Raw genomic sequence first — 22,246 nt, 5'->3', positions numbered from 1 at the left:
TTTGCCTGGCGGCCGTAGCGCGGTGGTCCCACCTGACCCCATGCCGAACTCAGAAGTGAAACGCCGTAGCGCCGATGGTAGTGTGGGGCCTCCCCATGCGAGAGTAGGGAACTGCCAGGCATCAAATTAAGCAGTAAACCGGAGCAACAAACCGGTGGTTGTAGAAAAATTCGGTGGAGCGGTAGTTCAGTCGGTTAGAATACCTGCCTGTCACGCAGGGGGTCGCGGGTTCGAGTCCCGTCCGTTCCGCCACTTATTAAAATTAAGCCTGCTCTTTAAGCAGGCTTAATAGTAGGAAAATTTAGGGGCGTAGCTCAGTTGGTAGAGCACCGGTCTCCAAAACCGGGTGTCGCGAGTTCGAGTCTCTCCGCCCCTGCCATATATAATCCTTTGCTTAGGCAAAGGATTTTTTTTGTCCAAAATTCCTCTCTTTTATATTCTTAGCTATTAAAAGCGCATTACTGCGCCTTTAATGGTGTCTTCAATAATTCTTTGATAACACTCTGTTTGTCCGTGTTTTGTAACCAGACAGCATACAATGGTCTGGAAAGCGTTGTGCTTTCGGGGACAGGCCAGATCCCGGGCTGTTCTTTTGCCCACTCAATCGGCAGGAAGGTGCAACCGTTAAGTTCAGAGATCAGCTTGCAGGCTATTTTTGCTGAACTGGTAGTTAATACCGGAATATCATCACTTCCAATGAGCTCGGCCTCATGTTGGTGAAAATCCGCACCCCACTCGATGCGTAAATAGTTGAGTGAAGCTTTACGGCTTTCCGCGGCAGGACCATAAAGCCTCATGCTGAAGTAACCTAGCAACTGGCTGGCAAATTCGTCCATTTTTGGCGCTTCAGTTGTGAGCAATAAATCCAGCTGGCGCTCATGAAGCTGTTTAACGAGTGACTGACGTTGTGCAATTCGTGCTTCGAACTGCAGGCCATTATGCTGTTGATAAAGCGCAATGAGCCATTCAGAAAGCATACATTCCCAAAGCGATGCGCTGGCACCAAGCGTGAGCTGATTATGTTGAGAAGTATGTGATACCTCTTTTTTCGCTGCTAACCACGTATTCATCAGGTTTTCTGCGTAGGGCAGCAGGCGCTCCCCGGCAGTTGTCAGCCGTATGTTATTGCGGTGGCGGGTAAAAAGGTTTACACCAAGCTGATTTTCGAGCTGTCGGATGCGAAAGCTTACCGCAGACTGCGTCAAATAAAGTGCTTCTGCAGCGCGACCAAAGTGCCGTGTTCTGCTAACTTCCAGGAAGGTTTTAAGTAATTCGGTGTCCACGGCTTACTCCAAAAAATAATTTGTCGTTATGATTTAAATGTTTTGTTTTACACTCTGTCAAGCGTAACTAATACTCCGCGCCATAAATAGCTCGGCCAAGAAAATCAGGAGCGTGTAGGATGGCGGAAAGCTTTACGACGACTAATCGGTTTTTCGACAATAAACATTATCCACGTGGGTTTGCTCGTCATGGTGATTTCACCATCAAAGAGGCACAGCTGTTAGAACGTCATGGCTTTGCGTTCAATGAGCTGGATCTCGGTAAGCGCGAACCAGGCACTGAAGAAGAAGTGCAGTTTGTTGCCGTATGCCGTGGTGTGCGCGAGCCTGCTACTGAAGCGGAACGTGTCTGGAGCAAGTACATGTCGCGTATTAAGCGTCCAAAACGTTTTCATACCCTGTCTGGCGGTAAACCGCAGATGGATACGGTTGAAGACTACAGCGATAGTGATGATTAAAAAATGGGGCGAAAGCCCCGTTTTTTATTCTGTCAGTCTGTGCAAATGCAGGAGCAGCCGATCAATAGTTCGATAGCTCAGTGCTTCCTGGAGGTGTGCCCGAGTAATACTCTCGCAATGCTCGATATCCGCGATGGTACGAGAGACTTTCAGAAGACGTTGCCATGCCCTGACCGACAGGCCCAGTTTGAGTAATGTTTCCTCCAGCCAAACTGCATCATTCGGCACAAGCTCACAGTGTTCGCGTATCTCATGATTGCTGAGTCGGGCATTTAGCTTGTTCTGCCGGGAGAGTTGCCTGTCGCGTGTCTCTATTACCCTTTCCCTTATTCTCTCGCTTTTTTCTTCCTGATGGTTCGTTTTACTCAGCATTCCTGCCGGGAGAAGCGGGATATCCACTGAGAGGTCAAAGCGGTCGAGAAAAGGGCCCGAGAGTCGATTCATATAGCGTAAAGTCTGCTGGGGCGTGGCACGGTTATGTTTGCCTTCATAGTGCCCTGTAGGGCTGGGATTCATCGCCGCGATAAGCTGAAAATCCGCGGGGTAGGTGATTTTTGCCCGGGTGCGAGAGATATGAATCTCACCTGATTCAATAGGTTCCCTAAGCGAGTCCAGTACGCGGCGCTCAAACTCAGGTAATTCATCCAGAAATAACACGCCGTTGTGCGCTAACGAAATTTCTCCTGGCTGCGGGATAGCCCCGCCGCCCACGATGGAAGTTAACGAGGCACTGTGATGGGGAGCCCTGAACGGACGCTGACGCCAATGGCGATGAAGATGCGAAGATTGTACCAGGCTCAGAATGGCAGCGCTCTGTAATGCTTCAACATCGTTCAAAGGAGGAAGGAGCGTATTGAGCCGGCTCGCCAGCATGGTTTTACCCGTTCCTGGTGGGCCTATCAGTAAGAGGTTATGCCCGCCAGCCGCCGCAATTTCCAGCGCTCGTTTTCCCTGACTTTGCCCAATAATCTCGTTCATGTCTTCCAGGCTATCAGCTTGCCACAGCGCAGGGCTAACCGGGGTGCGGAGGTCGTGTTTTCCTTCCAGCCAGGCGCATACCTCGGTCAGATGCGTGGCCACAAAGCAGCCCGGTTTAGCGATCAGGGCTACTTCTTCTTCATTTTCTGCGGCAACCACGACTTCTCGCCCCGCATTCAAAGCCTCCATAGCGGATGATATGGCCCCAGAAACCCCACGTAGCTCCCCGGTCAGCGCAAGCTCGCCGATAAACTCAAGCTTGGCCAGCTTGGGCGTATTTAGCTGCTCAGAGGCAACCAGCAGCGCCAGAGCAATCGGCAAATCGTATCTGCCACCTTCTTTAGGAAGATCTGCCGGAGCAAGGTTAATAGTGATTTTACGCGCTGGAAATGTGTAGCCGCTATTGATCAATGCGCTTCTGACTCGATCCCGGGCTTCTCTCACGGTAGTTTCAGGCAGGCCGACAAGCGTAAGCCCTGGTAAACCAGCACTGATATGCACTTCAACCGTAACCTGTGGGGCGTGAACGCCGAGTGCTGCTCTGGTATAGACAACCGACAGTGACATTTTTCCTCCGTGAAAAACTTCATTCTGCCGCGCCAATAAAAGATTAAATATTGTTCGTTTTATGCACCGGGAAGTACCTCCCTGACTTTTTTATCCGCTTTCTTTTTTACAGCTCTGGCTGCGAAGCCGATCGCAGAACAATAACTTTTTACTGGTATTACGCAGAAAATATCCTCAGCAGACCAGTTTTATGAATTATTTTCACTTTCTCGTTATGCACTGAAATTAAATAGTTTTTATGCTAATTAATTTCAACGGCGATCTTTTCGTCATAAAAAAATATTGTGCTTTACGTCAACTCTGTGATAACTCTGTAGGCATTACTTCGAACTAGACGTTAGAACATACAGAAAATGACAGCCCTTCTACGAGTGATTAGCCTGGTCGTGATTAGCGTGGTGGTGATTATTATCCCACCGTGCGGGGCTGCACTTGGAGAAAGAAAGGCTTAAAAATCAAGCCTGAATCGAAAAGAACCCCCGCACCGAAAGGTCCGGGGGTTTTTTGTTGACTGAAGAATGTGAAGCGAGGAACAGAGTATGTGTTGCAGAATAAAATGCTGTTTCTCCGGTAATGAGACGGGGAACTAACTATGAATGGTGCACAGTGGGTAGTACATGCGTTGCGAGCGCAGGGTGTTGAAACAGTTTTCGGTTATCCTGGCGGCGCGATTATGCCGGTGTACGATGCGTTGTACGACGGTGGTGTGGAACATCTACTGTGTCGCCATGAGCAAGGTGCAGCCATGGCAGCTATTGGTTATGCCCGCTCAACGGGCAAAACCGGTGTGTGTATTGCCACTTCTGGCCCCGGTGCGACAAATCTGTTAACTGGCCTTGCTGACGCACTTTTAGATTCTGTTCCTGTGGTTGCCATCACCGGTCAGGTGGCTGCACCTTTGATCGGGACTGACGCTTTCCAGGAAGTTGACGTCCTCGGCCTGTCGCTTGCCTGCACCAAACACAGTTTCCTCGTCGAATCCCTTGATGAATTGCCGCGTGTCCTTGCCGAGGCCTTTGAGATTGCTAATTCTGGCCGTCCAGGCCCCGTTCTGGTCGATATTCCAAAAGATATTCAGTTGGCTATTGGTGAGCCTGAGGCCTGGTTATCTGCCGTTGAAGATGATGCTCACCTACCGTTGGCTGAATTGCAGCAGGCCCGTGAAATGCTCGCTCAGGCCAAAAAGCCGATGCTTTACGTTGGCGGCGGCGTTGGGATGGCGCAGGCGGTTCCAGCGCTCCGTGAGTTTATTTCCGTCACGGGTATGCCTTCCACAGTCACTCTGAAAGGGCTGGGTGCAGTCCCGGCCGACCATGCGTTTTATACCGGTATGTTGGGAATGCACGGCACCAAGGCGGCGAACCTCGCCGTTCAGGAATGCGATCTGCTGTTGGCCGTTGGAGCCCGTTTCGATGACCGCGTCACCGGGAAGCTGAATACCTTTGCTCCGCACGCCAAAGTTATCCACATGGATATCGATCCTGCGGAGCTGAGCAAGCTGCGCCAGGCGCATGTCGCGTTGCAGGGGCCGCTGAATCAGCTTTTACCGGCCTTGCAACAGCCGTTGCACATTGCCTCCTGGCAGCAGCATGTCGCCGCCCTGAACGAAGAACACCAGTGGCGCTACGATCATCCGGGTCAGGCTATCTATGCCCCCTTGCTGCTGAAGCAGCTCTCCGAGCGCAAATCAGCAGAAGCCGTTGTGACCACCGACGTAGGCCAGCATCAGATGTGGACCGCACAGCACATGACCTTCACCCGCCCTGAGAACTTCATCACTTCCAGCGGGCTTGGCACGATGGGCTTTGGTTTACCCGCCGCCGTTGGTGCTCAGGTTGCAAGGCCGGAAGATACGGTTATTTGCGTCTCCGGCGATGGCTCTTTCATGATGAACGTTCAGGAGTTAGGCACCATCAAGCGCAAACAGTTGCCGGTCAAAATCCTGCTGCTCGATAACCAACGCCTGGGCATGGTGAGACAGTGGCAGCAGCTGTTTTTTGAAGAGCGCTACAGTGAAACCACCCTGACCGACAACCCTGATTTCCTCACGCTGGCCAGCGCCTTTGGCATTCCAGGTCAGCACATCACCCGTAAAGACCAGGTAGAAGCCGCGTTAGACGCCCTGCTGAACAGCGACGGCCCGTACATGCTTCACGTCTCGATCGATGAGTACGAAAACGTCTGGCCGTTGGTACCGCCCGGTGCCAGTAACTCGCAAATGCTGGAGAAATTATCATGATGCAACATCAGCTCGCAGTGCAGGCTCGCTTCCGCCCGGAAACGTTAGAACGTGTTTTACGCGTAGTGCGCCATCGTGGATTCCAGATCTGCGCGATGAATATGGCCGCGGCGGGGAATACCGACAATATTAATATTGAATTGACCGTTGCTAGCCTGCGGCCAGTCGAATTACTGTTTACTCAATTAAGCAAGCTGGTTGACGTTGCCTGCGTTGAAATCCAGCCACAAACATCACAACAAATCCGCGCCTGAGCGTAAAAGGAAGAGAACAATGACGACCAAGAAAGCTGATTACATCTGGTTCAATGGCGAGATGACTCCGTGGGGAGAAGCGAAAGTTCACGTAATGTCCCACGCGCTGCACTACGGTACTTCGGTCTTCGAAGGCATCCGTTGCTACGACTCGCACAAAGGGCCAGTGGTGTTCCGTCATCGTGAACACATGCAGCGCTTGCGTGACTCAGCAAAAATCTATCGCTTCCCGGTATCGCAAAGCGTGGATGAGCTGATGGAAGCCTGTCGTGCGGTTATCCGTAAAAATAATCTCACCAGCGCTTACATTCGCCCTCTGGTCTTTGTTGGCGACGTAGGTATGGGCGTTAATCCGCCGGAAGGGTATACCACCGACGTGATCATTGCGGCTTTCCCGTGGGGCGCTTATCTGGGCGCTGAAGCGCTGGATCAGGGGATTGATGCAATGGTCTCTTCCTGGAATCGTGCGGCACCAAACACCATTCCTACCGCGGCCAAAGCGGGCGGTAACTACCTTTCTTCTCTGCTGGTCGGCAGCGAAGCACGCCGCCACGGCTATCAGGAAGGGATTGCGCTCGATGTGAACGGCTTCCTGTCTGAGGGCGCGGGTGAAAACCTGTTCGAAGTAAAAGACGGCGTGATCTACACCCCGCCATTTACCTCTTCAGCGCTGCCGGGGATTACCCGCGATGCAATCATCAAGCTGGCAAAAGACCTGGGCATTGAAGTCCGTGAGCAGGTGCTGTCGCGCGAATCTCTGTACCTGGCCGACGAAGTCTTTATGTCCGGTACCGCCGCTGAAATCACCCCGGTACGCAGCGTAGACCGCATTCAGGTGGGCGAAGGCCGCTGTGGCCCGGTCACCAAACGTATTCAACAGGCATTCTTTGGCCTGTTCACCGGCGAAACCGAAGACAAGTGGGGCTGGTTAGATCAGGTAAACCCGTAAGCCTTAAACAAAAATATAATCAGGCGGGCGGCAACTGACCGCCTGCTACCCGACAGACTGGAGTAAATAAAGCATGCCTAAGTATCGTTCCGCCACTACAACCCACGGCCGCAATATGGCGGGTGCCCGCGCGCTGTGGCGCGCAACGGGGATGACCGACGCCGATTTTGGCAAACCGATCATTGCGGTCGTCAACTCCTTTACCCAATTCGTACCGGGCCACGTTCACCTGCGCGACCTGGGTAAACTGGTTGCCGAGCAAATCGAAGCCTCCGGCGGCGTAGCGAAAGAGTTCAACACCATTGCGGTGGATGACGGTATCGCGATGGGGCACGGCGGTATGCTCTATTCCCTGCCGTCCCGCGAGCTGATTGCCGACTCGGTTGAGTACATGGTGAACGCCCACTGCGCCGATGCCATGGTTTGTATCTCCAACTGCGACAAAATCACCCCAGGGATGCTGATGGCCTCGCTGCGCCTGAACATTCCGGTGATCTTCGTCTCCGGCGGCCCGATGGAAGCCGGGAAAACTAAACTTTCCGACCAGATCATCAAGCTGGATCTGGTCGATGCGATGATTCAGGGTGCGGACCCGAAAGTTTCTGACGAGCAAAGCGAGCAGGTTGAACGCTCCGCGTGTCCAACGTGCGGCTCTTGTTCAGGTATGTTCACTGCCAACTCCATGAACTGCCTGACCGAGGCGCTAGGTCTGTCTCAGCCGGGTAACGGTTCACTGCTGGCGACGCATGCTGACCGCAAAGAGTTGTTCCTGAACGCGGGTAAACGCATTGTTGAACTGACCAAGCGCTATTACGAGCAGGATGATGCCACCGCGCTCCCGCGCAGCATCGCCAGCAAAGAGGCGTTCGAAAACGCCATGACGCTGGATATCGCCATGGGCGGCTCCACTAACACCGTTCTGCACCTGCTGGCCGCCGCGCAAGAAGCTGAAATCGACTTCACCATGACCGACATTGACCAGCTGTCCCGCAAGGTTCCACAGCTGTGTAAAGTCGCGCCAAGCACCCAGAAATACCATATGGAAGACGTGCACCGTGCGGGTGGCGTACTCGGGATCCTCGGCGAGCTGGATCGCGCCGGATTGTTGAACCGCGAAGTGAAAAACGTGCTTGGCCTTTCCCTGCCGCAGACGCTGGAACAATACGATGTCATGCTGACCAAAGACGAGGCGGTGAAAACGATGTTCCGCGCGGGTCCGGCGGGCATTCGTACTACCCAGGCTTTCTCGCAGAACTGCCGCTGGGACACGCTGGATGACGATCGCGCTAACGGTTGCATTCGCTCACTGGAAAATGCCTACAGCAAAGATGGCGGCCTGGCCGTTCTGTACGGCAACTTCGCGGAAAACGGCTGTATTGTTAAAACCGCTGGCGTGGATGAAGGTAGCCTGGTATTCCGCGGCCCGGCCAAAGTTTATGAAAGCCAGGACGATGCGGTAGAAGCCATCCTCGGCGGTAAAGTCGTTGCAGGTGACGTGGTTGTTATTCGCTACGAAGGACCAAAGGGCGGGCCAGGCATGCAGGAAATGCTCTACCCAACCACCTTCCTGAAATCTATGGGACTGGGTAAAGCCTGCGCGCTGGTCACCGACGGCCGTTTCTCCGGCGGGACCTCGGGTCTGTCGATCGGCCACGTTTCTCCTGAAGCCGCGAGCGGCGGCAATATCGCCCTGATTGAAGACGGCGACATGATTGCCATTGATATCCCTAATCGTGGTATTCAGCTGCAGCTCACCGATCAGGAAATGGCTGCACGTCGTGAAGCGCAGGAAGCTCGCGGTGAAGCGGCATGGACGCCTCGCAATCGTGAGCGCCAGGTTTCCTTCGCCCTGCGCGCCTACGCCAGCCTCGCCACCAGTGCGGATAAAGGCGCCGTGCGTGATAAAAGCAAGCTTGGAGGCTAATTATGGCTGAGTCACAACCGCTACCCGATGCCCCCGGCGGAGCAGAGTATCTGCGCGCGGTATTGCGCGCGCCGGTTTACGAAGTTGTGCAGGTAACGCCGCTGCAAAAAATGGAAAAGCTTTCTTCGCGCCTTGATAACGTCATTCTGGTTAAGCGTGAAGACCGCCAGCCTGTGCATAGCTTCAAGCTGCGCGGGGCTTATTCGATGATTGCTGGCCTGAACAGCGAGCAAAAAGCCAGTGGCGTGATCACCGCTTCTGCGGGAAATCACGCTCAGGGCGTCGCGCTTTCGTCCACGCGATTGGGTATTAAGTCGCTGATCGTTATGCCTGTGGCTACTGCGGATATCAAAGTCGATGCTGTGCGGGCCTTCGGAGGCGAAGTGTTGCTGCATGGCGCGAATTTCGATGAGGCAAAAGCCAAAGCCATCGAACTTTCTCAGCAGCAAGGTTTCACCTACGTGCCTCCGTTTGATCACCCGGCAGTCATCGCCGGGCAGGGTACGGTTGCGCTGGAATTGCTGCAGCAGGATGCGCACATCGATCGCGTATTCGTGCCGGTTGGCGGCGGTGGCCTGGCGGCTGGCGTAGCGGTTTTGATCAAGCAACTGATGCCGCAGATCAAAGTGATTGCGGTTGAAGCCGAAGATTCTGCCTGTCTCAAGGCGGCGCTGGATGCCGGGCACCCGGTTGAGCTGCCGCGCGTAGGGCTGTTTGCCGAAGGTGTTGCTGTTAAGCGCATCGGCGACGAAACCTTCCGCGTGTGCCAGGAATACCTGGACGACATCATCACCGTGGACAGCGATGCCATCTGCGCGGCGATGAAGGATTTGTTCGAGGATGTGCGTGCTGTCGCCGAGCCTTCCGGCGCGCTGGCGCTGGCGGGGATGAAAAAGTACATCCAGCAGCACAACATTCGTGGCGAACGCCTGGCACATGTGCTGTCTGGCGCAAACGTGAATTTTCACGGGCTACGCTATGTCTCGGAGCGCTGTGAACTGGGCGAGCAGCGGGAGGCGTTGCTGGCGGTCACCATTCCAGAGCAAAAAGGCAGTTTCCTGAAGTTTTGCCAGCTGCTGGGCGGTCGCTCGGTCACTGAGTTCAACTACCGTTACGCCAGCTCTGACGATGCCTGCATTTTTGTTGGGGTGCGACTGACTCGCGGACTGGAAGAGCGTAAAGAGATCATCGCTCAGCTCAGCGAAGGCGGCTACGGTGTGGTCGATCTCTCTGACGACGAAATGGCGAAGCTGCATGTTCGCTACATGGTGGGCGGCCGACCTTCGAAGCCGCTGCGCGAACGGTTGTACAGCTTTGAATTCCCGGAATCGCCGGGGGCGCTGCTGAAGTTCCTGAGCACGCTGGGGACGCACTGGAACATTTCTCTGTTCCACTACCGCAGCCACGGCACCGACTACGGGCGAGTTCTCGCGGCGTTTGAGCTGGGCGAAAATGAGCCGGACTTCGAAACCCGGCTCAACGAACTGGGTTACGAATGTCACGACGAAACGCAAAACCCGGCGTTCCGCTTCTTCCTGGCCGGTTAATGGCTACCGGGTAGAAGCTTCCAGAACGCGCTGATAAGCGGCTCATTGAGCCGCTTTTTTTGTACGCAAACGCCCAGTTCAAACGGCGCTTTCTCATCGTTACGTTCCAGAACCAGCACGCGGTTGCGCACCGGTTCCGGGCTGTTTTCCAGCACGATTTCCGGGATCAGCGCGACGCCACATCCCAGCGCCACCATTGACACCATGGCTTCGTGGCCGGCGACGGTAGCGTAGATTACCGGGTTACTGATTTTCTGGCGGCGGAACCACAGTTCTATACGGCGCCGAACGGGCCCTTGCTCGGGCATGATAAACGGAATTTTGGCCCAGTCTGGCTCCGGTTGGCTTACCTGCGCCCTGACAGGGCAAGGCAAAGCGGGGGCGATCAAGGCCACGGATAAATTTTCCAGCATTGAGAAAGCCACGCCAGGCGGAAGGGACTCTGGTTTTCCGGCAATGGCGAGATCGGCTTCGTTGGAGTCGACTTTTTCTACCGCATCCGCGGCGTCGCCGGTGGTCAGCTTGATTTCAACGGAAGGATGTTCAGCACGGAAGCGGTCCAGAATGGGCGGCAAATGGCTGTATGCGGCGGTCACCGAGCAAAACAGATGCAGCTCTCCGCTAAGGGAAGGACCTTGCTGGCCAAGCGTGTGGCGCATCTGCTGATATTGCAGCAGCGTGTGCTGGGCAAACAGCCGTAATTGCTCGCCGGCTTCAGTCAGCGTCACGGTGCGGTTATCACGCAAAAACAGAGGTTGCCCGAGGTCGTCCTCCAGACGCTGGATCTGGCGCGAAAGCGTGGAGGGACTGACGTGCATGGCGCGCGCGCTACGCCCAAAATGGCGGCTTTCAGCCAGGTGCAGAAAGGTTTTCAGATCGCGTAAATCCATGGTCATCAAGCCTCGTTTTTGCATTGCAATAATTGCAACGCGATGTTGTTAATATATCAATTTAAGCAACGCATTTCCTGTCATATAGTGGGTTCATTCTAGGCAGCACGACACGGCTGCAGAGCCCTTACAATAAGCACAACACGACACATACGGAGTTCTACGATGGCTAATTATTTCAACACTTTGAACCTGCGTCAGCAGTTAGCGCAGTTGGGTAAATGTCGCTTCATGGGGCGCGATGAATTCGCCGATGAAGCAAGCTACCTCAAAGGTAAAAAAGTCGTCATCGTCGGCTGCGGTGCTCAGGGTCTTAACCAGGGTCTGAACATGCGCGACTCCGGGCTGGATGTTTCCTATGCCCTGCGTGCGGAAGCTATCGCCGAGAAACGTGCATCCTGGCGTAAAGCGACCGAAAATGGCTTCAAAGTGGGTACTTATGAAGAGCTGATCCCACAGGCGGATCTGGTTGTTAACCTGACGCCAGACAAACAGCACTCTTCCGTTGTTCAGGCCGTACAGCCGATGATGAAAGACGGCGCGGCGCTGGGCTACTCCCACGGTTTCAACGTGGTTGAAGTCGGCGAAACCATTCGTAAAGACATCACCGTGGTGATGGTAGCACCTAAGTGCCCGGGCACCGAAGTGCGCGAAGAATACAAACGTGGTTTTGGTGTGCCAACGCTGATCGCAGTTCACCCTGAAAACGATCCGAAAGGCGAAGGTATGGCGATTGCCAAAGCCTGGGCTGCGGCCACCGGTGGCCACCGTGCGGGCGTGCTGGAGTCTTCCTTCGTTGCGGAAGTGAAATCTGACCTGATGGGCGAGCAAACTATCCTGTGCGGTATGCTGCAGGCCGGTTCTCTGCTGTGCTTCGACAAGCTGGTGGCTGAAGGTACTGATGCTGCATATGCAGAAAAACTGATTCAGTTCGGCTGGGAAACCATCACCGAAGCGCTGAAGCAGGGCGGGATCACGCTGATGATGGACCGTCTGTCCAACCCGGCAAAAATCCGCGCCAACGCGCTGTCCGAGCAGCTGAAAACCATTATGGCTCCGCTGTTCCAGAAACACATGGATGACATCATCTCCGGTGAGTTCTCCTCCGGCATGATGGCTGACTGGGCTAACGACGATAAGAAACTGCATACCTGGCGTGAAGAGACCGGCCAGACCGCTTTCGAAACTGCACCGCAGTTTGAAGGTAAGATTTCCGAGCAGGAATACTTCGACAAAGGCGTGGTAATGATTGCCATGGTGAAAGCAGGCGTTGAGCTGGCCTTCGAAACCATGGTTGACGCTGGCATCATCGAGGAGTCGGCATACTATGAGTCCCTGCACGAGCTGCCGCTGATTGCTAACACCATTGCTCGTAAGCGCCTGTACGAAATGAACGTGGTTATTTCTGATACCGCTGAGTACGGTAACTACCTGTTCTCCTACGCGGCCGTACCGCTGCTGAAAGAGTTCATGACCACGCTGCAGCCGGGCGATCTGGGTAAAGAGATCCCAGCCGCTGCGGTAGACAACGCTCAACTTCGTGACGTCAATGAAGCCATTCGCAGCCACGAAATCGAAAAAGTGGGTCAAAAACTGCGTGGCTACATGACCGATATGAAACGCATCGCTGTTGCTGGCTAATGTGTTTTTGAAATGAAAAAGGCGCTTCGGCGCCTTTTTTTGTGCCTGTTATCTTGCCGCCTCTCTTTTTATGTAATATTGTAAGTTACATGAAAATAAATAACTCCTTCTCAGCAACATTGCACATCCTGCTTCACCTGGAGCAGATGGACAAACCGCTCACATCGGAACAAATGGCCGCCTTTATCGACGGCAATCCGGCGTTTATTCGTAAAGTGCTCGCCGGTCTGCGCGAGAACAACATCGTCTGCTCAACCAAAGGTCACCACGGCGGCTGGAGACTCTGCCGCCCGGCTAGCGAAGTGACGCTGCTGGATATTTATCTGGCGCTGGGATCGCCGGGTCTGTTTGCGCTAGGTAACCGTAATGAAAACCCGCAATGCCTGGTGGAGCAGGGGGTAAATCGAGTGATGTCCGAGACGTTTACCGCGGCTGAAGAGCTGGTACTGGCGCGGTTTAAAAGCCTGACATTACAAGATATCGGGAGCGAATTTATTAGCTATTTCAATGAAAAGGGGCATGAGGAATGATTTCAACCTTAACCACGGATCTGCCAGTTTGTCTGATGATCGCCCTGGCCGCCGCCAGTATTTCGATGACGATAACGCAAACTGAACTGTTTGCAGGGTTACGCGGCTGGACGGCGAAAAAGCATGCGATGCTGGGCCATCTCTTTCAATGTTTCTACTGCCTTAGCCACTGGGTCGTGTTTGCCGGAATGCTGATTTACCGTCCCTATTTGCTGCACAGCGGGATGCCGGTGATCGACTGGATTATGACGGCGTTTATTACCCTCACGCTGACCACTTTCGTGAACGGCATTATTTTTAAAGTATTCCAGATGGCGGTCGGCACGCACTTGCTGAAGCATGAAGCTCAGCAGACGCTGCAGTCGACAAAGTAAAGAAAAGGCCGGATATCCCGGCCTTTGGCTTAGTTACGGTACAACACCTTGATGATGTGGTAGCCGAACTGAGTGTGCAGCGGGCCGTAAGGCTCCAGCAGCGGGCAGGAAAAGACCACTTTATCGAACGCAGGAACCATCTGCCCCTGACGGAATTCACCTAAATGGCCGCCTTTTTTGCCGGATGGGCAGGTAGAGTGCTTCTTCGCCAGTTTTTCGAAGTCGCCACCGTTTTTAAGCTGCTCCAGAAGGTCCAGAGCCAGTTTTTCTTCCTTTACAAGGATATGCAGTGCTGCTGCGGTTTTTGCCATGATAGTGCCTTGAGTCATGTTGATTACGCTCGCTATACTACCACGCTGTTTTTGTCCCCTCCTGACTTTCATTGAGTGACCGTATGCGTTTAAACCCTGGCCAACAACAAGCCGTCGAATTTGTCACAGGACCCTGCCTGGTTTTGGCCGGGGCGGGCTCGGGTAAAACGCGCGTTATCACCAATAAAATTGCGCATCTGATTCGCGAAAGTGGCTATCAGGCGCGCCAAATCGCGGCGGTGACCTTTACCAATAAGGCCGCCCGCGAAATGAAAGAGCGCGTTTCGCAGACGCTGGGGCGCAAAGAGGCACGGGGGTTGATGATCTCGACTTTCCACACGCTGGGGCTGGAGATTATCAAGCGCGAGTACGCGGCGCTTGGTATGAAATCTAACTTCTCGCTGTTTGACGATACCGATCAGACCGCGCTGCTAAAAGAGCTAACTGAAGGCCTGTTAGAAAATGATAAGGTGCTGCTTCAACAGCTGATTTCAACCATCTCCAACTGGAAGAACGGGTTGTTGTCTCCGGCGCAGGCCGCCGCGCAGGCGAAGGGCGAAAGGGATCGTATTTTTGCCCATTGCTACGGCCTTTACGATACGCACCTGAAGTCCTGCAACGTGCTGGATTTTGACGATCTGATTTTGCTGCCAACGCTGCTGCTGCAGCGCAATGCAGAAGTCCGGGAGCGCTGGCAAAACCGTATTCGCTATCTGCTGGTGGATGAATATCAGGATACCAACACCAGCCAGTACGAGCTGGTGAAACTGTTGGTTGGCGCGCGGGCGCGCTTTACCGTTGTAGGCGACGATGACCAGTCTATCTATTCCTGGCGAGGGGCAAATCCGCAAAACCTGGTTCTGCTGAGCAAAGATTTTCCGGCGCTGCAAGTCATCAAGCTTGAGCAGAACTACCGCTCATCCCGCCGGATTTTGAATGCGGCCAATATTCTGATCGCCAACAATCCGCACGTTTTTGAGAAGCGGCTTTTCTCTGAACTTGAACACGGCGCAGAATTGAAGGTCGTGACGGCTAATCATGAAGAGCATGAGGCCGAGCGCGTCACCGGCGAGCTTATCGCCCACCACTTTATTAATAAAACCAACTATAAAGATTACGCGATTCTGTACCGCGGCAACCACCAGTCGCGGGTGTTCGAAAAGATGCTGATGCAAAACCGCATCCCGTATCGTATCTCCGGCGGTACTTCATTTTTCTCTCGTCCGGAAATTAAAGATCTGCTCGCCTATTTGCGCGTGTTAACGAACCCGGATGATGACAGCGCATTTCTGCGTATTGTAAATACACCCAAGCGCGAAATTGGCCCGGCAACGCTGCAAAAGCTTGGCGAGTGGGCGATGCAGCGCAATAAAGGTCTGTTTACTGCCAGCTTCGATATGGGGTTAAGCCAGACGCTCAGCGGGCGCGGCCTTGATGCGTTGCAGCGTTTTACCCACTGGCTGCGGGACGTGGCAACGCTTGCCGAGCGCGAACCGGTGGCCGCCGTGCGAGACCTGATCCACGGCATCGACTACGAAAGCTGGCTGTATGAAACCTCGCCCAGCCCAAAAGCTGCCGAAATGCGGATGAAAAACGTTAACCAGCTTTTCAGCTGGATGACCGAGATGCTTGAAGGCAACGACCTGAATGAGCCGATGACGTTAATCCAGGTGGTGACGCGTTTTACCCTGCGTGACATGATGGAGCGTGGTGAAAGCGAAGAAGAGGCCGATCAGGTTCAGTTGATGACTCTACATGCTTCTAAGGGGCTGGAATTTCCCTACGTCTACCTTGTGGGCATGGAAGAAGGGATTTTGCCGCACCAAAGCAGCATCGACGAAGATAACGTGGATGAAGAGCGTCGTCTGGCTTACGTGGGGATTACCCGGGCGCAAAAAGAGCTGACGTTTACGCTTTGCCGGGAGCGCCGGCAGTATGGCGAGCTGATACGGCCTGAACCAAGCCGGTTCCTGATGGAGCTGCCACAGGACGATTTAAGCTGGGAAACTGAGCGGAAAGTGGTTTCTGCCGAAGAGCGGATGCAAAAAGGGCAGAGTAATGTGGCCAACATCCGCGAGATGCTGGCCAAAGCGCGTAAAAGCTAGATTAATTGACGCTGAGGGGCCAGTGAACGTAGCTCTGCCAGAGTTTTTCCTGTTCCAGCAGTTCGGCACCGAGAGGGTGACAGGCAAGCCAGGTGTCGGGCAATGCCAGATGCAGGGTTTCGCCGTCGGCCTGCAGTTTAATCTCGGGCAGGATATCGTCTCTGCGGCGGTTTGCGAAAATAATCGCCAGACGTAAAAGACGGCAGAGTCTTTCCGCCACGCGCGGCGGGACTGCGTTTTGCTGGTGGAGCGAAGAGAGATCGACGGGATTGGTCTGGTTAAGCAGCAGCGTTGCCAGCAATTTTTTCTGCGCGGGCGTGTAGCCCGGCAAATCCAGATTTCTCACCAGATAGGCCGCATGCTGCGGGGCATGTTTAAAATCGATGCTTAAGCCAATTTCATGCAACAGGGCGCTGCTCGCCAGCATTTGCTGACTGAGGGGATCCAGCCCCCACAGTTCTGCGATTTGTGAAGCAAAATTCTGCGCAAGCTGCTCCACGCGAGCCGCCTGGCTGGTATCTACCATAAAACGGCGCTGAACGTTACGTAGCGTTCTCTGGCGAATCTCCTGGTCCACCGCAAGATGCAGCATTCCATAGACCAAACCTTCACGCAGGGCGCCGCCTGCAAGCGTCATGCATTCAATATCAAGCTGTTGGAAGATGGCGATGAGAATGGCCAGGCCGCTTGGGAAAACCAGCGCGCGCTCAAGCGTAAGGCCTTCAATTTCCAACTCTTCCAGCCGGCCGCACTGAATCGCTCGCTGTTTTAGCTGTTGAAGTTTTGCCAGGGTAATGCGTTCATCCATCCCCTGCGCCATCATGATTTCTTGCAGCGCCTGCACGGTTCCAGACGCGCCAACACAAATCTTCCAGCCGTGGCTTTTAAGCTCGGCAATGACCGGGCTGAGCACTTCTGCAGCCGCCGTTTCTGCCGCGGCGAAGTTTTCCTGAGCGAGGTTTCTGTCGCTAAAGAAACGCTCCAGCCATGTGACACAGCCCATTGAGAGGCTGAATAACGAGGTTGTTTGCGCCCCGGTGCCCGTTACCAGCTCGGTACTTGCACCACCGATGTCAACGACCAGGCGGCGATCGTCGCCGCCTGTAGTGTGGGCAACGCCCTGATAAATCAGGCGGGCTTCTTCTTCACCGCGAATAACCTGCACCGGGCAACCCAGGATTTCCTGCGCCTTTTGCAAAAAAACATCGGCATTAACGGCGAGACGCAGCGTGGCCGTAGCCACGACGCGAATTTGATTCTGAGGGATATCCTGGAGTCGTTCGGCAAATAAGCGCAGGCATTGCCAGCCACGCTCCATGGCCTCCGGGGAGAGAACGCACTCGCTGTTGAGGCCAGCAGCGAGGCGAACTTTTCGCTTAATGCGGGTCAGGGTTTGTATGCTTCCTGCCACCTCACGCACAACCAACATATGAAAACTGTTAGAACCCAGATCAATTGCTGCATAGAGTGAGGCGGTACTTAGCATAGATTTTTAACCTGCGCGACGACGATTACCACGAGGAGCGCCACCGCGGCGTGGACCGTTGCCAGGGCGGCTACGGGTCAGACGTTTTGGCGGTGGGAACTCATTTAACAGTGCTTCAGCGTTATATTTGCTTACCGGAATGGCGTGGCCAATATAGGTTTCAATCGCCGACAGGTTCAGCGCGTAGTCTTCACATGCCAGGCTGATGGAATGACCGCTTGCCCCGGCACGACCGGTACGGCCGATGCGGTGAACGTAATCTTCACAGTCGTCCGGCAGATCGTAGTTAAATACGTGCGTCACAGCTGGGATGTGCAGACCGCGAGCTGCCACGTCTGTTGCGACCAGAATATCCAGATCGCCACGAGTAAACTCTTCCAGAATACGCAGGCGTTTTTTCTGCGCGACATCGCCGGTTAGCAAACCAACTCGGTGACCATCGGCCGCCAGATGGCCCCAGATATCTTCACAGCGATGTTTAGTGTTAGCGAAGATGATGGCACGGTCCGGCCATTCTTCTTCGAGTAGCGTTTGCAGCAGACGCATTTTCTCTTCGTTAGAAGGATAGAAAAGCTCTTCTTTAATGCGGTGGCCGGTTCTCTGCTCGGGCTCAACTTCCACATATTCCGCGTTGTTCATCTGCTCGAAAGCCAGTTCACGTACGCGGTAGGAAAGTGTGGCTGAGAACAGCATATTCAGGCGCTGGGTGACCGGCGGCATGCGGCGGAACAGCCAACGAATATCTTTAATAAAGCCGAGATCGTACATGCGATCCGCTTCATCCAGGACGACAACCTGAATCGCGCCCAGGTTAATGTGATTTTGTTTAGCGTAGTCAATCAGTCGGCCGGTGGTGCCGATCAAAATATCGACGCCGCTTTCCAGCACTTTCAGCTGTTTGTCATAGCCGTCGCCGCCATAGGCAAGGCCAAGCTTCAGGCCAGTCGCCTGAGCTAACGGTTCCGCATCAGAGTGAATCTGTACCGCTAACTCGCGGGTTGGCGCCATAATCAAGGCGCGCGGTTGATTCACCTGACGGTTCTCTGGAACCGGGTGAGAAAGTAAATAGTGGAACGTGGACGTCAGAAACGCCATCGTTTTGCCTGTACCGGTTTGCGCCTGCCCTGCAACGTCACGATTCGCCAGAGTCAGCGGAAGTGCCAGTGCCTGAATTGGGGTGCAGTTATGGAACCCTTTATTTTCAAGGGCTTCAATCACCTTAGGGTGCAGGGCGAAGTCGGAAAACTTCTTTTCGGTCAAATGTGTTTTGCTCATAGTGTGGTAGAATATCAGTTTACTATTGCTTTACGAAAGCACATCCGTTGAAATAAACCGGGTGAAATAAAGTCACCCCAAGTTGGTTAATGCTACACCAACAAGGTAGACATAATCCTGTGGAGTTGAACATGAGCGATAAAATTATTCACCTGACTGACGGCAGTTTCGACACGGACGTGCTTCAAGCTGAAGGGTTGATTCTGGTTGATTTCTGGGCAGAGTGGTGTGGTCCATGCAAAATGATCGCCCCGATTCTCGACGAGATCGCTGATGAATATCAGGGCAAAATCACCGTAGCTAAGCTGAACATCGACCAGAACCCGGGCACGGCACCGAAGTACGGCATCCGCGGTATCCCAACCCTGTTGCTGTTCAAAAATGGCGAAGTCGCTGCGACCAAAGTGGGTGCGCTGTCTAAAGGCCAGTTAAAAGAGTTCCTCGACGCCAATCTGGCATAATGGAATCTCAGCCGGTGCGTGCCGCACTTGCATTTTTTTGCGAGCTGCTGGACGCCCGGCGTCACACATGCTAAGTTACCTATGACTTCGCTTTAAACTTGCCCTTAAGTTTGAATCTTTGTATTACCTTAATGCTTCCCGTTCGCTGTCAAATCAACTCTCTTTTACAGCAATCACAACGGACGCATAACCGAATTCGGGCTTATCACCCATTCCGTCTCGTCGTTTCAGTTCTGCGTTTTTCCTATGACCAGGCAGCGATCAGACATGTGTGGTAGCCATTAAACAGGCATGGATGACCCTGCCATACCATTCACGAAACTAAGTTCGAGATTTACCCCGAGTTTAAGAACCCACCATTATGAATCTTACCGAATTAAAGAATACGCCGGTTTCTGAGCTGATTACTCTCGGCGAAAATATGGGGCTGGAAAACCAAGCCCGCATGCGCAAGCAGGACATCATTTTCTCCATCCTGAAGCAACACGCTAAGAGTGGCGAAGATATCTTTGGTGACGGTGTGCTGGAGATACTGCAGGATGGATTTGGTTTCCTCCGTTCCGCAGACAGCTCCTACCTCGCCGGTCCCGACGACATCTACGTTTCTCCCAGCCAAATCCGCCGTTTCAACCTCCGCACAGGGGATACCATCTCCGGTAAGATTCGTCCGCCAAAAGAAGGCGAACGCTACTTTGCGCTGCTGAAGGTTAACGAAGTTAACTACGATAAGCCGGAAAACGCCCGTAGCAAGATTCTGTTCGAAAACTTAACGCCTCTGCATGCAAACTCTCGTCTGCGTATGGAGCGTGGTAACGGTTCTACCGAAGACTTAACCGCACGTGTACTGGATCTGGCTTCGCCAATTGGTCGTGGCCAGCGTGGTCTGATCGTGGCACCGCCAAAAGCCGGTAAAACCATGCTGCTGCAGAACATCGCGCAGAGCATTGCCTATAACCACCCAGACTGTGTACTGATGGTGCTGCTGATCGACGAACGTCCAGAAGAAGTCACCGAGATGCAGCGTCTGGTTAAAGGTGAAGTTGTTGCTTCTACCTTTGATGAGCCGGCTTCTCGCCACGTTCAGGTTGCCGAAATGGTTATCGAGAAGGCGAAACGTCTGGTTGAACATAAGAAAGACGTTATCATTTTGCTCGATTCCATCACGCGTCTGGCTCGTGCCTACAACACCGTTGTTCCGGCATCGGGCAAAGTCCTGACTGGTGGTGTGGATGCGAACGCCCTGCATCGTCCAAAACGCTTCTTCGGTGCTGCACGTAATGTGGAAGAGGGCGGTAGCCTGACTATTATCGCCACCGCGCTTATCGATACCGGCTCTAAAATGGATGAAGTCATCTACGAAGAGTTTAAAGGCACCGGTAACATGGAACTGCATCTGTCCCGTAAGATCGCTGAAAAACGCGTCTTCCCGGCCATCGATTACAACCGTTCCGGTACGCGTAAAGAAGAGCTGCTTACCACGCAGGAAGAGCTGCAGAAAATGTGGATTCTCCGCAAAATCATTCATCCAATGGGTGAAATTGATGCCATGGAATTCCTCATCAATAAGCTGGCGATGACCAAAACAAACGATGACTTCTTCGACATGATGAAGCGCTCGTAAGCAACAAAAACTCGGGGAACGCCACGCTTAGTCGTGGCGTTTTTCGTTTCTGCTCTATACGATATGTACGCGGCTAATTCCTATAGCCAGCTTTATGATGGCAGCGGATACTGCGTCATCATCTTTGATTATTTTGTTTGCCTGTATTATTTGCTGCAGCTTCAGGGAGGAATTTGTGACTAATACCTGTCTTGCAGGGAGATTTAAATATGTTGTTGCGTCTGGTCTTCCATTTTTCCGAGAGCCTGCACTGTGAATCTACTCACCGCTGGAACTGACCTGATCCTCATTTTTTTATTCACTACTGCATTCCTTTTTTGTGCGCGCAAAGCTGCCCGCCGCGTTGGCCTGGTTGATAAACCCAATTTCCGTAAACGCCATCAGGGGACGGTCCCGCTGGTGGGCGGTATTTCCGTATTTGCCGGCGTTTGCTTTACTTTTTTGATCGGCAATTATTATATCCCGCATCTTTGGCTATACCTGTTATGTGCCGGCACGCTGGTACTGGTAGGTGCCCTGGACGATCGTTACGACATTAGCGTGAAAATTCGTGCTGCGGTGCAGGCAATTATTGCGATTGTCATGATGGTCATCGGCAATCTTTACCTAGGTAGCCTCGGCTATATTTTAGGCCCCTGGGAATTGGTGCTGGGGCCTTTTGGTTACTTCCTGACGCTGTTTGCGGTTTGGGCGGCAATCAACGCTTTCAACATGGTGGATGGCATTGATGGGTTGTTGGGGGGACTCTCTTCGGTTTCTTTTGCGGCCATGGGCATCATCCTTCTGCTGGATGGGCAGCACAGCCTGGCGATGTGGTGTTTCGCGATGATCGTTGCCATTTTGCCTTATATCATTTTGAACCTTGGCCTGTTGGGGCGGCGCTATAAAGTTTTTATGGGCGATGCCGGCAGTACGCTGCTCGGTTTTACGATTATCTGGATCTTGCTGGAAACCACCCAAGGTAAAACACATCCTATCAGCCCGGTCACCGCGTTATGGATTATCGCGATTCCGCTGATGGACATGATTGCGATTATGTATCGACGGTTGCGCAAAGGTATGAGCCCGTTCTCCGCGGATCGGCAGCATATTCATCATTTGATCATGCGGGCGGGATTTACCTCAAGGCAGGCTTTTGTGCTGATTACCCTGGCCGCAGCGCTGCTTGCTGGTATCGGCGTTGCCGGTGAATATGTGCACTTTGTTCCAGAATGGCTGATGTTGGCATTGTTCTTGCTAGCATTTGTGCTATACGATTTTTGTATTAAACGAGCCTGGAAAGTCGCTCGTTTTATCAGGCGCCATAAACGTCGCACTCGAAGAAACAACGTAAACATTTAGTCTGACTTGAAT

The 22,246-nt window shown here is 53.4% G+C and carries 20 protein-coding genes, 2 tRNA genes and 1 rRNA gene; 17 read left to right on the top strand and 6 right to left on the bottom strand.

Annotated features, from left to right (window positions below; translation table 11 throughout):
• Nucleotides 1–4: 4 nt before the first annotated feature.
• The 3 genes from rrf to WFK85_RS20205 all read left to right on the top strand — a co-directional run bounded on the left by rrf (nt 5) and on the right by WFK85_RS20205 (nt 379).
• Nucleotides 5–120: ribosomal RNA gene (rrf, locus tag WFK85_RS20215) — 5S ribosomal RNA — on the top strand.
• Nucleotides 121–175: 55 nt separating this feature from the next.
• Nucleotides 176–252 (top strand) — tRNA-Asp (locus WFK85_RS20210).
• A 51-nt stretch (nt 253–303) separates the two neighbouring features.
• Nucleotides 304–379 (top strand) — tRNA-Trp (locus WFK85_RS20205).
• A gap of 79 nt (nt 380–458) precedes the next feature.
• Here WFK85_RS20205 and hdfR read toward each other — a convergent pair.
• Nucleotides 459–1,283, bottom strand: coding sequence for an HTH-type transcriptional regulator HdfR (hdfR, locus tag WFK85_RS20200; RefSeq protein ID WP_336709240.1), 825 nt, complete (start codon nt 1,281–1,283; stop codon nt 459–461).
• 119 nt (nt 1,284–1,402) lie between these two features.
• On the opposite strand from hdfR, the gene WFK85_RS20195 reads away from it, so the two are divergent.
• Entirely contained in the window at nt 1,403–1,741 is a 339-nt protein-coding gene (locus WFK85_RS20195; protein WP_008455591.1) for a DUF413 domain-containing protein, read from the top strand.
• 24 nt (nt 1,742–1,765) lie between these two features.
• Here WFK85_RS20195 and WFK85_RS20190 read toward each other — a convergent pair whose 3' ends face one another.
• Nucleotides 1,766–3,286, bottom strand: coding sequence for a YifB family Mg chelatase-like AAA ATPase (locus WFK85_RS20190; protein ID WP_166995839.1), 1,521 nt, complete (start codon nt 3,284–3,286; stop codon nt 1,766–1,768).
• Nucleotides 3,287–3,639: 353 nt separating this feature from the next.
• Between WFK85_RS20190 and ilvL the strand changes: the two genes are divergently transcribed.
• The 6 genes from ilvL (at nt 3,640) to ilvA (ending at nt 10,199) form a co-directional block, all read left to right on the top strand.
• Nucleotides 3,640–3,738 (top strand): ilv operon leader peptide, encoded by a 99-nt coding sequence (gene ilvL, locus WFK85_RS20185; RefSeq protein WP_071530467.1) that lies wholly within the window; start codon nt 3,640–3,642, stop codon nt 3,736–3,738.
• Nucleotides 3,739–3,878: 140 nt separating this feature from the next.
• Entirely contained in the window at nt 3,879–5,525 is a 1,647-nt protein-coding gene (ilvG, locus tag WFK85_RS20180) for an acetolactate synthase 2 catalytic subunit (RefSeq protein ID WP_336709237.1), read from the top strand.
• The gene (gene ilvM / locus WFK85_RS20175) at nt 5,522–5,779 is read left to right on the top strand and encodes an acetolactate synthase 2 small subunit (RefSeq protein ID WP_008455586.1); all 258 of its coding nucleotides are present in this window, start codon (nt 5,522–5,524) and stop codon (nt 5,777–5,779) included. The genes ilvG and ilvM overlap by 4 nt, the downstream gene beginning before the upstream one ends.
• 19 nt (nt 5,780–5,798) lie before the next feature.
• Nucleotides 5,799–6,728 (top strand): branched-chain amino acid transaminase, encoded by a 930-nt coding sequence (locus WFK85_RS20170; RefSeq protein ID WP_039289201.1) that lies wholly within the window; start codon nt 5,799–5,801, stop codon nt 6,726–6,728.
• 73 nt (nt 6,729–6,801) lie between these two features.
• The gene (gene ilvD / locus WFK85_RS20165; RefSeq protein ID WP_008455582.1) at nt 6,802–8,652 is read left to right on the top strand and encodes a dihydroxy-acid dehydratase; all 1,851 of its coding nucleotides are present in this window, start codon (nt 6,802–6,804) and stop codon (nt 8,650–8,652) included.
• A gap of 2 nt (nt 8,653–8,654) precedes the next feature.
• Nucleotides 8,655–10,199 (top strand): threonine ammonia-lyase, biosynthetic, encoded by a 1,545-nt coding sequence (gene ilvA, locus WFK85_RS20160; protein WP_008455579.1) that lies wholly within the window; start codon nt 8,655–8,657, stop codon nt 10,197–10,199.
• Here the strand turns inward: ilvA and ilvY are convergent.
• Complete coding sequence (gene ilvY / locus WFK85_RS20155) at nt 10,196–11,089, bottom strand: HTH-type transcriptional activator IlvY (protein ID WP_008455578.1); 894 nt, start codon at nt 11,087–11,089, stop codon at nt 10,196–10,198. The two genes, ilvA and ilvY, sit on opposite strands and share 4 nt — an antisense overlap.
• A 165-nt stretch (nt 11,090–11,254) precedes the next feature.
• Between ilvY and ilvC the strand changes: the two genes are divergently transcribed.
• The 3 genes from ilvC (at nt 11,255) to WFK85_RS20140 (ending at nt 13,634) form a co-directional block, all read left to right on the top strand.
• Complete coding sequence (gene ilvC, locus WFK85_RS20150) at nt 11,255–12,730, top strand: ketol-acid reductoisomerase (protein ID WP_008455576.1); 1,476 nt, start codon at nt 11,255–11,257, stop codon at nt 12,728–12,730.
• An 89-nt stretch (nt 12,731–12,819) separates the two neighbouring features.
• A complete protein-coding gene (locus WFK85_RS20145) occupies nt 12,820–13,260 on the top strand; it encodes an Rrf2 family transcriptional regulator (protein ID WP_034807977.1) in 441 nt (146 codons plus the stop codon).
• Complete coding sequence (locus tag WFK85_RS20140) at nt 13,257–13,634, top strand: hypothetical protein (protein ID WP_008455572.1); 378 nt, start codon at nt 13,257–13,259, stop codon at nt 13,632–13,634. Before WFK85_RS20145 ends, WFK85_RS20140 begins: the two co-directional genes overlap by 4 nt.
• 29 nt (nt 13,635–13,663) lie before the next feature.
• Here the strand turns inward: WFK85_RS20140 and ppiC are convergent, their stop codons facing one another.
• Nucleotides 13,664–13,945, bottom strand: a complete 282-nt coding sequence (gene ppiC / locus WFK85_RS20135; RefSeq protein ID WP_008455569.1) for a peptidylprolyl isomerase PpiC — start codon at nt 13,943–13,945, stop codon at nt 13,664–13,666.
• Between the two features lie 83 nt (nt 13,946–14,028).
• On the opposite strand from ppiC, the gene rep reads away from it, so the two are divergent.
• Entirely contained in the window at nt 14,029–16,050 is a 2,022-nt protein-coding gene (gene rep / locus WFK85_RS20130; protein ID WP_008455567.1) for a DNA helicase Rep, read from the top strand.
• Between the two features lies 1 nt (nt 16,051).
• Here rep and gppA read toward each other — a convergent pair whose 3' ends face one another.
• Together gppA and rhlB are read right to left on the bottom strand one after the other, a co-directional pair.
• Nucleotides 16,052–17,536 (bottom strand): guanosine-5'-triphosphate,3'-diphosphate diphosphatase, encoded by a 1,485-nt coding sequence (gppA, locus tag WFK85_RS20125; RefSeq protein ID WP_336709231.1) that lies wholly within the window; start codon nt 17,534–17,536, stop codon nt 16,052–16,054.
• A gap of 6 nt (nt 17,537–17,542) precedes the next feature.
• Nucleotides 17,543–18,811, bottom strand: coding sequence for an ATP-dependent RNA helicase RhlB (gene rhlB, locus WFK85_RS20120; RefSeq protein WP_008455563.1), 1,269 nt, complete (start codon nt 18,809–18,811; stop codon nt 17,543–17,545).
• Between the two features lie 131 nt (nt 18,812–18,942).
• On the opposite strand from rhlB, the gene trxA reads away from it, so the two are divergent.
• The 3 genes from trxA (at nt 18,943) to wecA (ending at nt 22,234) form a co-directional block, all read left to right on the top strand.
• Entirely contained in the window at nt 18,943–19,272 is a 330-nt protein-coding gene (gene trxA / locus WFK85_RS20115) for a thioredoxin TrxA (RefSeq protein WP_008455560.1), read from the top strand.
• A 361-nt stretch (nt 19,273–19,633) separates the two neighbouring features.
• Nucleotides 19,634–20,893, top strand: a complete 1,260-nt coding sequence (gene rho, locus WFK85_RS20110) for a transcription termination factor Rho (protein ID WP_008455558.1) — start codon at nt 19,634–19,636, stop codon at nt 20,891–20,893.
• A 252-nt stretch (nt 20,894–21,145) separates the two neighbouring features.
• The gene (gene wecA / locus WFK85_RS20105) at nt 21,146–22,234 is read left to right on the top strand and encodes a UDP-N-acetylglucosamine--undecaprenyl-phosphate N-acetylglucosaminephosphotransferase (RefSeq protein ID WP_166995847.1); all 1,089 of its coding nucleotides are present in this window, start codon (nt 21,146–21,148) and stop codon (nt 22,232–22,234) included.
• Nucleotides 22,235–22,246: the final 12 nt, after the last annotated feature.

Source organism: Cedecea sp. VD22, from assembly GCF_037150195.1.
In the GTDB taxonomy this organism is placed as follows: Bacteria; Pseudomonadota; Gammaproteobacteria; order Enterobacterales; family Enterobacteriaceae; genus Cedecea.
This window is presented reverse-complemented; position numbering and strand designations above follow the sequence as displayed.

Bases quoted from the DNA above. Each gene is read 5' to 3' on its own strand.
- WFK85_RS20195 (WP_008455591.1), top strand. From the start codon at position 1,403: ATGGCGGAAAGCTTTACGACGACTAATCGGTTTTTCGACAATAAACAT.
- WFK85_RS20190 (WP_166995839.1), bottom strand. From the start codon at position 3,286: ATGTCACTGTCGGTTGTCTATACCAGAGCAGCACTCGGCGTTCACGCC.
- ilvL (WP_071530467.1), top strand. From the start codon at position 3,640: ATGACAGCCCTTCTACGAGTGATTAGCCTGGTCGTGATTAGCGTGGTG.
- ilvG (WP_336709237.1), top strand. From the start codon at position 3,879: ATGAATGGTGCACAGTGGGTAGTACATGCGTTGCGAGCGCAGGGTGTT.
- ilvM (WP_008455586.1), top strand. From the start codon at position 5,522: ATGATGCAACATCAGCTCGCAGTGCAGGCTCGCTTCCGCCCGGAAACG.
- WFK85_RS20170 (WP_039289201.1), top strand. From the start codon at position 5,799: ATGACGACCAAGAAAGCTGATTACATCTGGTTCAATGGCGAGATGACT.
- ilvD (WP_008455582.1), top strand. From the start codon at position 6,802: ATGCCTAAGTATCGTTCCGCCACTACAACCCACGGCCGCAATATGGCG.
- ilvA (WP_008455579.1), top strand. From the start codon at position 8,655: ATGGCTGAGTCACAACCGCTACCCGATGCCCCCGGCGGAGCAGAGTAT.
- ilvY (WP_008455578.1), bottom strand. From the start codon at position 11,089: ATGGATTTACGCGATCTGAAAACCTTTCTGCACCTGGCTGAAAGCCGC.
- ilvC (WP_008455576.1), top strand. From the start codon at position 11,255: ATGGCTAATTATTTCAACACTTTGAACCTGCGTCAGCAGTTAGCGCAG.
- WFK85_RS20145 (WP_034807977.1), top strand. From the start codon at position 12,820: ATGAAAATAAATAACTCCTTCTCAGCAACATTGCACATCCTGCTTCAC.
- WFK85_RS20140 (WP_008455572.1), top strand. From the start codon at position 13,257: ATGATTTCAACCTTAACCACGGATCTGCCAGTTTGTCTGATGATCGCC.
- ppiC (WP_008455569.1), bottom strand. From the start codon at position 13,945: ATGGCAAAAACCGCAGCAGCACTGCATATCCTTGTAAAGGAAGAAAAA.
- rep (WP_008455567.1), top strand. From the start codon at position 14,029: ATGCGTTTAAACCCTGGCCAACAACAAGCCGTCGAATTTGTCACAGGA.
- gppA (WP_336709231.1), bottom strand. From the start codon at position 17,536: ATGCTAAGTACCGCCTCACTCTATGCAGCAATTGATCTGGGTTCTAAC.
- rhlB (WP_008455563.1), bottom strand. From the start codon at position 18,811: ATGAGCAAAACACATTTGACCGAAAAGAAGTTTTCCGACTTCGCCCTG.
- trxA (WP_008455560.1), top strand. From the start codon at position 18,943: ATGAGCGATAAAATTATTCACCTGACTGACGGCAGTTTCGACACGGAC.
- rho (WP_008455558.1), top strand. From the start codon at position 19,634: ATGAATCTTACCGAATTAAAGAATACGCCGGTTTCTGAGCTGATTACT.